Origin of the sequence: Streptomyces sp. NBC_00483 (assembly GCF_036013745.1) — a bacterium.
Taxonomy (GTDB): domain Bacteria; phylum Actinomycetota; class Actinomycetes; order Streptomycetales; family Streptomycetaceae; genus Streptomyces.
On the sequence record NZ_CP107880.1, the window covers coordinates 623475 to 639312 of the forward strand.

Consider the following 15838-nt stretch of genomic DNA (forward strand, 5'->3'; position numbering starts at 1 on the left):
GAACACCCCGCACAGGATCTCTTCCTGCGCGGTCGAGGGTCCCCGCCCGGCCCCGGCCGCGCCGGCGTACGCGGGGGCCGGCAGGGCCTTGTGGTCGAGCTTGCCGTTGACTGTCAGCGGCAGCTCGGTCAGGGTGACGAACGCGGCGGGGAGCATGTACTCGGGCAACCGCGACGCGGCGAAGTCCCGTATGCCGTCGCCGATCGCTTCCGTGTCACCGTCGGCGGGGACGACGTAGGCGACCAGCCGCTTGTCACCGGGGATGTCCTCCCGTGCCAGCACCGCGGCCTGCGCCACCTCCGAGTGCGCCGACAGGACGGCCTCGATCTCACCGGGCTCGATGCGGAACCCGCGGATCTTGACCTGTTCGTCGGTGCGCCCGACGAACACCAACTGCCCATCGGCCGTCCACCGCACCACGTCCCCAGTCCGGTACATCCGCGCCCCGGACGCTCCGAACGGGCAGGCCACGAACCGCTCACCCGTCAGACCGGGCCGGCCGACGTAGCCACGTGCAACACCGGCTCCGGCCACGTACAGCTCGCCCGTCACACCCGCCGGAACAGGCGTGAGCATCTCATCGAGAACGTACAGGTGTGTGTTGGCAGTCGGCGTACCGATCGTCGGCACGCCTCCCGGTGTCAGCGGCTGAGACATCGACGCACACACGGTGATCTCCGTCGGACCGTAGGCGTTGATCAGCCGACGACCCGAAGCCCACCGCTCCACCAGGCCTGTATCCAGGGCCTCACCCGCAGATACGAGCGTGGTCAGCGAGTCCAGGTCGGTGTCGGCGTCGAGAGCGCCCAGCACCGCCGGCGGCAACGTCGCATGCGTGACGGAGTGCCGCGCCACGACCTCCACCAACCCACCACCCGGCAGCAGTTCATCGGCCGAAGCCACCACCAAAGCCGCACCGGAGCACAGCGCCATCAGCACCTCGGACACCGCCGCATCGAAACCGATCGACGCGAACTGCAACACCCGAGAACCCGGCTCCACCACAAACCGCTCGATCTGCGCGGTCGCCAGGTTCAGCGCCCCGCCGTGGGTCGCCGCCACACCCTTCGGCACACCCGTCGAACCCGACGTATAGATCACATACGCCACCCCGGCCGCATCCACGAACACACCAGGAGCAGTCTCCGGCATGGCCGCCATCTGCGCCTCGACGTGCCGGCCGTCCAACGCCACCGGCATGACGCCGCGCAACGGCAGTTCGTCCAGCACATCCTCGACACCGAGCAGGACCGGTATGCGGCTGTCGGCCACCATGAACCCGATCCGCTCCGCCGGATGCGCCACGTCCATCGGCAGATAGGCCGCTCCGGCCTTGAGGATTCCCAGCACCGCGGTGACCATCCGCGCGCCGCGCGGCAGGCAGAGCCCGACCACCACCTCCGGCCCCACGCCCAGACCGCGCAGGAAGTGCGCCAAGCGATTCGACGCGACGTCCAGCTCGCGGTACGTGAGGACATCCTGGCCTGCGATGACGGCAGGAGCGTCAGGGACGGCGGCCACCTGCCGTCCGAACACCTCCACGACGGTGCCGTCCTGGTCACCGGCGGCGGTGTCGTTCCAGCCCACGAGCATCCGTTCGCGCGCTAGCTGATCGAGCACGCTCACGGCAGCGAGCGGTACGTCGGGTCCGCCGTGCACCGTGCCTGCCAGTGCGCCGACCGCGTTCTCGATCGCGGTGCACCACAGACGGCAGACCTCAAGCGAATCGATGGGGTCGACGGCCAGCACACTGACGCGCATACCAGCCGCACCGTTGTCATTGACGGCAACGGCCAACGGGTAGTTGGTCTTGTCCCGTTCGAAGACGTACCGGACGCCGTCGATCGATCGCTGCTCCCCGGCGTCCGATTCCTGGTCGGCGGGGCGGTAGTTGAAGAGCGAGGTGAACAGCGGGGTGTCGCCCGCGATCCCGCTGGCCTGCTGGGCCAGCGCCAGCGGGGCGTGCTCGTGCTCCAGCAGCGCCGCCAACTGGTCCCGCATGTCCTCGACCGCGGCCCGCACCCCCGCCCGGCGGGTCCGCACCCGCACCGGGAGGCTGTTGATGAACGGGCCCACGACGCGGTCGGCTCCCGCGCCTGCCGTCATGCGTCCGAGCAGCACCGTGCCGAAAACCACGTCGTCGCGGCCCGACAGCACGGCCAGCACGCGCGCCCACACCACGTGCATCACGGTGGCAGGGCTCACCCCCATCTGCCGTGTCACCTGCCGGAGCGTGTCCACGACCTCGTCGGAGATCGGCAGGCTCTCGACCGCCACGTCGCTGCCGTCGCCGCGCACGTCGAGCACCCCGTACGGGGCGGTCGGCTCGGTCACATCACCGAGCAGCTCGGCGAAGTACCGCTCGTGCTCGGCCCGGGGCACCGACCGCATCTGCGCCACGAAGTTCCGGAACGGCAGTGCGGGCCTCAGCTCCTCGGGACGCCCGGCCAGGATCTCCCGCAGCTCCTGCAGCATCATGTCCACGCCCAGGTGGTCCTGCAGCAGATGATGCATCCGCATCACACCCAGCCAACGGCCTTCCTCGACCTCGGCCACATGCAGGTCCGTCAGCGGCGCACGGTCGAGGTTCATCACCGATCCCGCCAGGGCGGTCAGGCCCTCCATCCATCCTTCGGGTCCCGCGGCAGCCACGTCCTCCTCGAAGACGTGCTCGAAGACCGGCAGTTGAGCCTGCCGCCACACCACCTGAACCGGCTCGCGCAGGCCCTCCCACACCACACCCGTGCGATAGATGTCGTGCCGGTCCACGACCTGCTGCAAGGCACCGACGAATGTGTCCAGCCGGGCCCGGGAGTCGAACTCCACCACCCGCGCCGTCAGATAGACGTCGCCGCCCTCACCCGCCATCAGGTGGTGGAAGAACATCCCCTCCTGCAACGGCGCCAGCGGATAGATGTCCGCCACGTTCGACGCTCCACCGTCGACCGCCGCGACCACCCGGTCGATCTCCTGCTGCGACAGCTCGACCAGCGGCAACATCTCCGGCGTGATCCGCTCCGCGCCGACCGGGATCAGGTTCTCGGGCACCTCAACCGCTTCGGCACCGGACGCCCTCGCCAGCCCGGCCGGTGTCGACGCCTCGAACAGCGCCCGCACCGACACCGACACACCCCGCGCCCGCAGCCGCTCCACCAACGACACCGCCAACAGCGAATGCCCGCCCAGCCGGAAGAAGTTGTCGTCGACGCCGACCGACTCCACGCCGAGCACCTCGGCGAACACCGCGCAGAGGATCTCCTCCTGCACGGTGGCCGGGGCACGGCCCGCACCCGTGACGTACTCCGGCGCGGGCAGGGCCCTGCGGTCGAGCTTGCCGTTGACCGTCAGCGGCAACTCGTCCAGCGTCACGAACGCGGCCGGGACCATGTACTCCGGCAGCCGCGACGCCACCACGTCCCGCAGGGCATCCGTGTCGAGCCCTGCGTCCGCGGCCACCACGTAGGCGACCAGGCGCTTGTCGCCCGGAGCGTCCTCGCGTGCGATCACCGCGGCCTGTCCGACGTCCGGCCGCGACAGCAGCACGGCCTCGATCTCGCCCGGCTCGATCCGGAACCCGCGCACCTTGACCTGCTCATCGGCCCGGCCGCCGAAGACCAGCTGACCGTCCGCAGTCCACTTCGCCACGTCCCCGGTCCGATACATCCGCTCACCCGGCGACCCGAACGGGCAGGCCACGAACCGCTCACCCGTCAGCCCCGCACGGCCCACATAGCCACGTGCCACACCGGCACCCGCCACATACAGCTCACCCGCAACACCCACCGGCACCGGCTTCAGCGCCTCATCCAGCACGAACAAGCGGCCGTTGGCGATCGGTGTGCCGATCGTCGGCTTATCCCCCGGCGTCAGTGGTTGCGACATCGACGCACACACGGTGATCTCCGTCGGACCGTAGGCGTTGATCAGCCGACGACCCGAAGCCCACCGCTCCACCAGGCCTGTATCCAGGGCCTCACCCGCAGATACGAGCGTGGTCAGCGAGTCCAGGTCGGTGTCGGCGTCGAGAGCGCCCAGCACCGCCGGCGGCAACGTCGCATGCGTGACGGAGTGCCGCGCCACGACCTCCACCAACCCACCACCCGGCAGCAGTTCATCGGCCGAAGCCACCACCAAAGCCGCACCGGAGCACAGCGCCATCAGCACCTCGGACACCGCCGCATCGAAACCGATCGACGCGAACTGCAACACCCGCGAGTCACGTTCCACCGCGAACCGCTCGATCTGCGCGGTCGCCAGGTTCAGCGCCCCGCCGTGGGTCGCCGCCACACCCTTCGGCACACCCGTCGAACCCGACGTATAGATCACATACGCCACTTCCATCGGTGTCACCGTCACCGTCGGCGGGCTCGTCGGCAGCTCTTCCAACTGTGCCTGCAGCTGCGAATCGTCGAGCCACACAACCGGCACGCCGCTCAGCGCTTCGGCCAGGCCCTCGGTCGCCGAGTGGTCCGCCACCACGAGCTGCACACCGCCGTCGCCGAGCATGAACTCCACACGCTCGCCGGGCAGTTGACGGTCAATCGGCAGGTACGCCGCTCCCGCCTTCCACACCCCGAGGATCGCCGTCACCAACTCGGCCCCGCGCGGCAGGCACACGCCCACCACGGTCTGCGGGCCCACACCCATCCCACGCAGCCAGTGCGCCAGCCGATTCGCTGCCGCGTCCAATTCGCCGTAGGACAGCTCGACCCCGTCGGCCACCACTGCCACCGCATCCGGTGCGGCGTCCGCCCGTTGGCCGAAGAGCTCGATGACGGTGTCCGCCGGGCCTGCGGCCGCGGTGTCATTCCATCCGACGAGCACCTGGTCCCGTTCAGCCGCATCAATGACGTCGACCGCATGCAGCCGCACGTCGGGCGCCGCCGTCACGTGTTCCAACACCCGGGCGAACCAGCTCGTCAGGCGTTCGGCGGTCTCCACCTCGGACAGGTCCGCCGACGCGATGAGCGACCCCCGCAGCCCGGCCGGACGGCCTTCCTCGTCCAGCACCTCAACCAGCGACACATCGAAATCGAACTTCACCGACGCCGTGGACACACCGGCCGCCGGCGCCCCGGCACCGACACGGGCACCGGCCAGCTCCAGCCTGGCGCCGTCGGTGTTCTGCAGGGTCAGCATCACCTGGAACAGCGGGTGCCGGGACAGCGACCGCTCCGGCGCGAGCTCCTCCACCAGCCGCTCGAACGGCACATCCTGATGCGCCAGAGCACCCAGACTCGCCTCACGCACCCGAGCCAGCACCTCACGGAACTCCGGATCACCCGACAGATCCGTCCGCACCACCAACGTATTCACGAAGAACCCGACGAGATCGTCCAGCGCCTCGTCAGTACGTCCCGCGATCGCGGAGCCGATCGGCACATCGGTCCCCGCACCGAGCCGTGACAGCGTCACCGCCAACGCCGCCTGAAGAACCATGAACACCGTCACACCCTCGGCACGCGCCAGTTCCACCACCCGCTGATGCACCTCGGCCGACACCCGCAACGGCACCCGATGCCCCACATGACTCGCCACCGCAGGACGCGTCCGGTCCACCGGCAGCGCGATCTCCTCCGGCACCCCGGCCAACGCGTGGCGCCAGTACTCCACCTGCTCCGACAGTAGACCGCCCGGCTCCGACTCCTCACCCAGCAACTCCCGCTGCCACAGGGTGTAGTCGGCGTACTGCACTGGCAACGGCTCCCACACCGGAGCCTCGCCCTGCGACCGCGCGGCATACGCGACCGACAGGTCCCGCGCCAACGGAGCGGTCGACCAACCGTCGCTGGCGATGTGATGCACCACCACGACGAGCACCCGCTCATCCGGCCCGGCCTCGAACAGCCACGCCCGGATCGGCAGCTCCGCCGACAGATCGAACGTGTGCTGCGTGGCCTGCCGCACGGCCGCGTCCAGTCCCGCGGGTGCCACCGGCTCGACTCGCAGGTCCCCGTGCGGTTCCCGGGCATCGAGGATCCGCTGGTAGGGCTCGCCGTTCACCGCCGGGAACAGTGTGCGCAGCGACTCATGCCGGGCGATCACATCACGCAGTGCCGCACCCAGCGCGGCGACGTCCACCTCGCCGGTCAGTGACACGACCGTGGGGATGTTGTACGTCGGGCTCGGTCCCTCCAATTGAGCCAGGAACCACAACCGCCGCTGCGCGAACGACAACGGCACCCGCTCCGGACGCGTCTCCACCGCCCGCAACGGCGTCCGAGCCTGCGCCGCCTCGGCCAACCGCGTCGCGAGACCGGCCACCGTCGGTGCCTCGAACAGCGCCCGCAGCGGCAGCTCGACACCCAGAATCGTGCGGATCCGCGACACCAGCCGGGCGGCCAGCAGCGAGTGTCCGCCCAACCGGAAGAAGTCGTCGTCGACCCCCACCGACTCCAGCGCCAGCACATCCGCGAACACCCCGCACAGGATCTCCTCCTGCACCGTGGCCGGCGCGCGGCGCTCGGACACACCCATGGCCGCATAGTCGGGAGCGGGCAGGGCCGAGCGGTCCACCTTTCCGTTCACGGTCAGCGGGAAGCGTTCGAGCAGCACCACCGTCGAGGGCACCAGATGGGCGGGCAGCGTCTCGGCCAACGACTCCAGCAGGGACTCCGCCGATATGTCCGCGTCCTCGGTGAGCGCCGCGTAGGCCACCAGCCTCTTGTCGCCCGGGACGTCCTCGCGGACGATCACCTCGGCCCGGCCCACTGCCGGATGCCCGGCGAGCGCGCTCTGGACCTCGCCCAGCTCGATCCGCATTCCGCGGATCTTCACCTGCTGATCCACCCGGCCCACGAACGACAGCACGCCGTCCTGGCGCCACACGGCCTGGTCGCCGGTCCGGTACATCCGCTCCCCGGGCTCGAACGGGCAGGCGACGAAGCGCTCGGCGGTGAATCCCGGCCGTCCCACATACCCGCGGGCCAGCCCGGCCCCGGCCGTGTAGAGCTCCCCGGGCACACCCACCGGCACCGGGTTCAGCGACGCGTCCAGAACGTAGACCCGGCTGGCCGCCACGGGACTCCCGATGGGCACACCCCGCCCGTCTCCCGGGCCGGCCACCGGGTGCGTCGTGGTGAACACCGTGCACTCGGTCGGGCCGTACACGTTCGTCAGCGCGGTCCGCGGCAGTTCGCCCGTCACACGGTCGCAGTGCGCGGGAGAGAGCACGTCACCGCCGGCCCACACCTCACGCAGACCGGCGAGAACCTGGATGTCGGCGTCCACCACCTCGTGGAACAGCCCGGCCGTCAGCCACGCGGTGGTCACCCGGTGAGCGGACACGAAGTCGCCCAGCTCCGCCACCGACAGCTCGCCCTGCTCAGGAAGCGCCAGTGTCGCGCCGTTCAGCAGCGCACCCCAGACCTCCAAGGTGCTCGCGTCGAACGACACCGAGGCCAGCTGGCTCACCACGTCCCCCGCGGTCACCCCCACATGCCGCGCCACCCGGTCGACGCCTTGGTGCAGGATGACCACGCCCTTGGGCACACCGGTGGACCCGGAGGTGTAGATGATCTGCACCGGATGCTCGGGGCGCAGCTGACGCGGCAGCGGGCCACCGTCAAGACCGGCGAGTTCGCGGGCCGTGGCGGGATCGTCCAGCTCCACCACCGGCACGTCGAGTCCCTCGAAGGCGGCGCGCGCGGATCCGGTGGCCACCACCGCGACGGCCGCGGAGTCGGACAGCATGAACGAGATCCGCTCGGCCGGATATTCGGTGTTGACCGGTACGTACGCGCCGCCCGCCTTGAGAATCCCCAGCCACGCCACGATCAGCTCGGCGCCGCCGTCCACGGCCACAGCGACCGCCGCCTCCGGTCCCACTCCCCGGCCGGACAGATACCGCCCGAGGCGATTGGCACGCTCGTCCAGCTCCGCGAAGCTCAGTGTGAACCCGGACCCCACCAGCGCCGGCGCGTCCGGCGTCCGCGCCACCTGCGCCTCGAACAGATCCGGGACCGACCTCAGGGCTCCTTCGACCGCGGTGTCGTTCCACTCGACGAGCGCCTGGTCCCGCTCCCCCGAATCCAGGACGGCCACCGCGGTCAGCAGGGTGTCCGGGCCACCGTCCAGCGCCGTCGCGAGTTCGTCGACCACGTTCGCCAGTGCGGTGCGGAGCGAACGGCCCACCACCTGTGGGTCGATGCCATCGGCCGCCAGCAGGCTCACGCTCATTCCGGCGCCGCCGAAGTCGTTGACCGAGACCGTCACCGGGTAGTTGGTGCGCTCCCGGACGAGAACGTTGCGGATGCCTTCCATCGGCCGGCGGCCGGTCTGTTCCCCACCGGTCGGGTCTTCGGAAGTGCCGGTGATGTGCCGGTAGTTGAACAGCGAGGTGAACAGCGGGGTGTCTCCCGCGATCCCGCTGGCCTGCTGCGCCACCGCCAGTGGAGCGTGCTCATGCTCCAGCAGTCCCGCCAGCTGCTCCCGCATCCCCTCGACCGTGGCCCGCACTCCGACCCTGCCGGTCCGTACCCGTACCGGCAGGGTGTTCATGAACGGGCCCAGCACCCGGTCAGCTCCTGCGCCGGCATTCATCCGGCCGAACAGCACCGTGCCGAACACCACGTCGTCACGCCCCGACAGCACCCCGAGCACGCGCGCCCACACCACATGCAGCACCGTCGCCGTGCTGACCCCCAACTCCCGTGCCACGCGCCGCAGTCCGTCGGTGACATCGGCGGCGATGGGCACGACTGCCTCGGTCACCCCGCTGCCGTCACCGTGTACGTCGAGCACTCCGTACGGGACGGTCGGCTCGGTGACATCACCGAGCAGCTCGGCGAAGTACCGCTCATGCTCGGCCCGGGGCACGGCACGTGTCTGCGCCACGAAGTTCCGGAACGGCATCGCCGGCGCCAGCTCGTGCGCGTTGCCCGTGAGTACCGCCCGCAGTTCTTGCAGCAGTACGTCCATGCCCAGGTGGTCCTGGAGCAGGTGATGCATCCGTACGACAGCCAGCCAGCGGCCCTCGGGCACCTCCGCCGCATGCACATCCATCAGCGGCGCACGGTCAAGGTTCAGCATCGCCCCTGCCAGTGCGATCAAGCGCTCCGACGCGCCGGCAGACTCGTCCGCGTCGGCATCCAAGGTGTGTTCTACGAACGGCAGTTGAGCCTGGCGCCACACCACCTGAACCGGCTCACGCAGCCCCTCCCACACCACACCCGTGCGGTAGATGTCGTGCCGGTCCACGACCTGCTGCAACGCTCCGACGAAAGCGTCCAGACGGGCCCGGGAGTCGAACTCCACCACCCGCGCCGTCAGATAGACGTCGCCCCCTTCGTCGGCCATCAGGTGATGGAAGAGCAGGCCTTCTTGCAGTGGTGCCAGCGGATAGATGTCCGCCACGTTCGCCGCTCCGCCGTCGACGGCCGCGACCACCCGGTCGATCTCCTGCTGCGACAGCTCGACCAGCGGCAACATCTCCGGCGTGATCCGCTCCGCACCGACCGGGATCGGATTGTCCGGCACGTCCACTGTTCCGATGCCCGTGGCCCTGGCCAGCCCGGCCGGCGTCGACGCCTCGAACAGCGCCCGCACCGACACCGACACACCACGGGCCCGCAGCCGCTCCACCAACGACACCGCCAACAGCGAATGCCCGCCCAGCCCGAAGAAGTCGTCGTCGACGCCCACCGATTCCAGACCCAGGACATCCGCGAAGGCCGCGCAGAGGATCTCCTCCTGCACCGTAGCCGGCCCGCGGCCGCCATTCGCGGCATACTCCGGCACCGGCAGGACCTTGCGGTCGAGCTTGCCGTTGGCGGTCAGCGGCAGCTCGTCCAGCGTCACGAACGCAGCCGGGACCATGTACTCCGGCAGCCTCGACGCCACCACATCCCGCAGCACGCCGGCGTCGAGGCCTGTCTCGCTGTCGGCAGGCACCGCGTACGCGACCAGGCGCTTGTCGCCCGGAACGTCCTCCCGCGCGATCACCGCGGCCTGCGCCACCTCGGCACGGGCTTCCAACACGGCCACGATCTCGCCCGGCTCGATCCGGAACCCGCGCACCTTGACCTGCTCATCGGAGCGGCCGGCGAAGACCAGTTGACCGTCCGCGGTCCACTTGGCCACGTCCCCGGTCCGGTACATCCGCTCACCGGCGGAACCGAACGGGCAGGCCACGAATCGCTCCCCGGTCAGCCCCGCGCGACCCACATACCCGCGCGCAAGCTGCGTCCCGCCGATATACAGCTCCCCGGCCACTCCGACGGGCACCGGCTGCAATGTCTCGTCCAGCGCGTACAGACGGGTGTTGGCGACCGGCCGCCCGAACGGCACGGGGCCAGACCGATCCGCGTCGACCACTTCGGCCGCCACCATCACCGTGGCCTCGGTCGGCCCGTACGTGTTCACGAGCCGACGCCCCGCAGACCACGCCCGCGCCGCCGACTCACCGATCGCCTCGGCACCCACCAGCAGGGTCTCCACCTGCGACAGATCCTGCGGCTCCAGAACTCCCAACAGGGACGGCACCACACTCGCCGCCTGTACCCCGGTCAACTCCACCAGCCGCCCGGGCTCTTCACGCTGCTCCTCCGACGCCACCCACAACGTCGCACCCGACGACAACGCCACCGCCACATCCAACACCGACGCATCAAAACTGAACGACGCGAACTGCAACACACCCACACCCGGACCCGCACCCATCACCGGCCCAAACACCGACACCAGATTCACCAACGAACCATGCGAGACAGCCACACCCTTCGGCGTTCCGGTCGACCCGGACGTATAGATCACATACGCCAACCCCGACGGAACCGGGGGCGCTCCGGGCGCGGTGTCTGGGTACTCCGCCAGCTCGTCGAGGACATTCGCGTCCACCACCACACCCACACCGGCATCCGCCAGGACGAACTCCGCCCGTTCAAGCGGCAGTTCCCCATCTACGGGCACGTAAGCCGCCCCCGCCTTCCACACACCAAGAATCGCGGCGACCATCTCCGCGCCACGCGGCAGACGAAGCCCCACCACCGACTCCGCACCCACACCCCGGCCACGCAACCAATGCGCCAGCCGATTCGCCCACACATCCAACTCGCCATACGACACCTCAATGCCGTCCGACACCACCGCCACCGCACTGGGAATCGCAAGCGCCTGCGCCTCGAACAGTTCAGGCACGGTCAGCGAATCAATGGCGGTCGCCGTGTCGTTCCACTGCCGCAACACCACGTCACGCTCATCGGCACCCACCACATCCACCGCGTGCAGCCGGATGTCAGGCGTCGCCGTCACCGACTCCAGCACCCGCACGTACCTCTCGACCATCACCTCGGCCGAGCCCACATCGAACAGATCCGCAGACGCGATCAACGACCCACGCAACCCGGCCGGACGCCCCTCCTCGTCCAACACCTCCGACAACGACACGTCGAGGTCGAACCTCGCCGCTCCCGTCGTCGGTCCGTCCGCGGCCCGCGACTCCCCTGCCGTACGCCCGCTGTCCTCTACCGTCAACATCACCTGGAACAGCGGATGCCTGGACAACGAACGCTCCGGCGCCAACTCCTCCACCAGCCGCTCGAACGGCACATCCTGATGCGCCAGAGCACCCAGACTCGCCTCACGCACCCGCCCCAGCACCTCACGGAACTCCGGATCACCCGACAGATCCGTCCGCACCACCAACGTATTCACGAAGAACCCGACCAGGTCATCCAGCGCCTCGTCCGTACGCCCAGCGATCGGCGACCCGACCGGGACATCCGTCCCCGCACCAAGACGAGACAGTGCAACCGCCAACGCCGCCTGAGCCACCATGAACACCGTCACACCCTCGGCGCGCGCCAGCTCCACCACCCGCTGATGCACCTCGCCCGACACCCGCAACGGCACCCGACGCCCCACATGGCTCGCCACCGCAGGACGCGCCCGATCCACCGGCAGCACCAGTTCCTCCGGCGCACCAGCCAACTCCTGCCGCCAGTAATTCACTTGCTCCGACAACAGGCTGCCCGGGTCCGACTCCTCCCCCAGCAACTCCCGCTGCCACAACGCGTAATCCGCGTACTGCACCGGCAACGGCTCCCACGTGGGGGCCTCGCCACGCAGCCGCCGCGCCTCATACGCCTCCGAGAACTCACGCCGCAGCACACCCAACGACCAGCCGTCGCCGGCGATGTGATGCACCACCACGACCAGCGTCCGATCATCCGCCCCGGCCTCGAACAACCACGCCCGGATGGGCAGTTCGGAAGCCAGCGCGAACGTGTACCGCGAGGCCTGCGCCACCGCCTCGCCCAGGCCCTCGGACGCCACTCGCGACACGTCGAGGTTCCAGTCCAGGTTCCGCGGGTCGAGGATGCGTTGGCAGGGCTCACCATCGATGGCCGGGAAGAGCGTGCGCAGCGACTCGTGCCGACCGATCACGTCACGCAGCGCGGCATCCAGCGCGGCGACATCCACCTCGCCGCCCAGCGACACCACCATGGGGATGTTGTACGTCGGGCTCGGGCCCTCCAGTTGATCCAGGAACCACAGCCGGCGCTGAGCGAACGAGAGCGGCACCCGCTCCGGCCTGCTCTCCGCAGCCCGCAACGGCGTCCGAGCCTGCCCCGCCTCGGTCAGGCGAGCGGCGAGAGCGGCCACCGTCGGCGCCTCGAACAGCGTGCGCAGCGGCAGCTCGACCCCGAGCACGGCACGGATCCGCGACACCAACCGCACCGCGAGGAGTGAGTGCCCGCCGAGCCGGAAGAAGTCGTCGTCGACGCCGACGGCCGTCTCCAGCCCAAGGACGTCGGCGAAGGCCCCGCACAGGATTTCTTCCTGCACGGTCGCCGGCCCCCGGCCACCACCCGCTACATATTCCGGCGCGGGTAGTGCTTTGCGGTCCAGCTTTCCGTTCACCGTCAACGGGAGCTCGTCGAGCGGGACGAACGCGGCCGGCACCATGTACTCCGGCAGCCGTGACGAGACGAACTCCCGCAACCCGCCCACCTCCTGGCCGGCAGCGACCACATAGGCGACCAGCCGCAGATCCCCCGGAACGTCCTCGCGCGCCAACACCGCGACCTGAGCCACCTCCGGATGCGCCGACAGCACTGCCTCGATCTCACCCGGCTCGATCCGGAAACCGCGGACCTTCACCTGATCGTCCGCCCGGCCCAGGAACACCAACTGCCCACCCGGAGACCACTTGACCACGTCCCCGGTGCGATACATCCGCTCACCGCAACCCGCCCCGAACGGGCACGCCACGAACCGCTCACCCGTCAACGACGGACGACCCACATACCCCTGCGCCAGCTGCACCCCCGCCAGATACAACTCCCCTGCCACACCCGGCGCCACCGGCACCATGAACTCGTCCAGAACGAACACCCGGGTATTGGCCACCGGCGACCCGATCGGGACCGGCCCGTCCACCTGACCCCGATCACACGCCCACGCGGTGACATCGACCGCCGCCTCCGTCGGCCCGTACAGGTTGTGCAACTCCGCACCATCGAACGCCTCGAAGAACCGCACCTGCGTCTGCAACGGCAACGCCTCACCACTGCACACCACAAGCCGCACACCCGACAGCCCACCCGCACCCGACACCAAAAACGCATCCAGCATCGACGGCACAAAATGCAGCACACTCACACCCTGCTCACGCACCAGCTGCGCCACATACCCCGGATCCCGATGCCCCCCGGGACGCGCCACCACCAACGTCGCACCCCACACCAACGTGCCAAGCAACTCCCACACCGACACATCAAAAACAACCGGCGTCTTCTGCAGCACCCGGTCACCCGCACCAAGACCGAAGTGATCACGCATCCACACCAGCCGGTTCACGATGCTCCGATGCGAAACCGCCACACCCTTCGGACGCCCCGTCGACCCCGACGTATAAATCACATACGCCGGCTGCCGCACATCCAGCGAAGCAGCCCTATACGTGTCGCCCGAGGCATCAGCGGTCGACAGCCGCGCCACCACCCCGGCATCATCCAGCACCACCACCGGCGCCGCATCCTCCAACAACAACGCCACCCGCTCCGCCGGATACCCCGGATCCACCGGCACATACGCCGCCCCCGCCTTCAACACCCCCACCAGCGCAACCACTAACTCGACACCACGCTCCAACACCACCGCCACCGTCGACCCCGCACCCACACCCCGCGACCTCAGATACCGCGCCAACCGCCCCGCCCGCACATCCAACTCCGCATACGACAACTCCACCCCCTCAAACACCACCGCCACCGCACCCGGAGCCCGCGCCACCTGCACCTCAAACAACTCCGGCAACGTCACCGAATCAACAGCAACCGCCGTGTCATTCCACTCACCCAGAACCCGATCCCGCTCACCCCCACCCAACACATCCACCGCATGCAGACGGACATCAGGCACCGCCGTCACCGACTCCAGCACCCTTCCGAACCGGCCCGCCAACCGCTCAGCGGTCTCCGCCTCGAACAGGTCCGCCGACGCGATCAACGACCCACGCAACCCGGCCGGTCGCCCCTCCTCGTCCAACACCTCCGACAACGACACGTCGAGGTCGAACCTCGCCGCTCCCGTCGTCGGTCCGTCCGCGGCCCGCGACTCCCCTGCCGTACGCCCGCTGTCCTCTACCGTCAACATCACCTGGAACAGCGGATGCCTGGACAACGAACGCTCCGGCGCCAGCTCCTCCACCAGCCGCTCGAACGGCACATCCTGATGCGCCAACGCCCCAAGGCTCGCCTCCCGCACCCGCGCCAGCACCTCACGGAACTCCGGATCACCCGACAGATCCGTCCGCACCACCAACGTATTCACAAAGAACCCGACCAGGTCATCCAGCGCCTCGTCCGTACGCCCAGCGATCGCAGACCCGATCGGCACATCGGTCCCCGCACCGAGCCGTGACAGCGTCACCGCCAACGCCGCCTGAAGGACCATGAACACCGTCACGCCCTCGGCACGCGCCAGCTCCACCACCCGCTGATGCACCTCGCCCGACACGCGCAACGGCTCCCGATGTCCCACATGACCGGCCACCGCAGGGCGGGGCCAATCAGCGGGCAGCGCGATCTCTTGCGGTGCTCCGGCCAACGCCTGCCGCCAGTAGCCGACTTGCTTGGACAACAGGCTGTCCGGGTCGGCCTCCGCACCCAGCAACTTCCTCTGCCACAACGCGTAATCCGCGTACTGCACCGGCAACGGCTCCCACACCGGAGCCTCACCCCTGAGCCGCGCCGCATACGCCTGCGAGAACTCACGCCGCAGCACACCCAACGACCAACCATCGCCGGCGATGTGATGCACCACCACCACGAGTACCTGCTCGTCCGGCCCGGCCTCGAACAGCCACGCCCGAATCGGCACCTCCGCCGACAGATCAAACGCGTACTGCGACGCGTGGCTGACGGCAGCGCCCAGCTCGTCGGCCTCCACGCTGCGCACTTCGAGTCGCCACTCGAGCTCTCGCGCATCCAGAATCCGCTGATACGGCTCACCGTCCACGGCCGGGAACACCGTGCGCAGTGACTCATGCCGGGCGATCACGTCTCGCAGCGCATCGTTCAACGCGGTGACATCCACCTCGCCGGTCAACGGCACGGCCAGGGGGATGTTGTACGTCGGGCTCGGCCCCTCCAACTGGGCCAGGAACCACAACCGCCGCTGCGCGAACGACAACGGCACCCGCTCCGGACGCGTCTCCACCGCCCGCAACGGCGTCCGAGCCACCCCAGCCCCATCAGCGAGACGGGCCGCGAGAGCGGCCACCGTCGGCGCCTCGAACAACGCCCGGACCTCGACCTCCGCCCCCAGCACGACCCGGATCCGCGAGATCAACCGCACCGCCAATAGCGAATGCCCACCCAGCCCGAAGAAGTCA

General features: G+C 69.4%; 1 protein-coding gene (running past both ends of the window). It reads right to left on the reverse strand.

The whole window is internal to a non-ribosomal peptide synthase/polyketide synthase gene (locus tag OHA73_RS02715) on the reverse strand: the coding sequence, 41574 nt in all, runs 9807 nt past the left edge and 15929 nt past the right edge, and what appears here is coding positions 15930–31767 (codon 5310, partial, through codon 10589, complete); the first complete codon in reading order (the gene reads right to left) occupies nucleotides 15835–15837. Both codon boundaries (start and stop) fall beyond the window edges.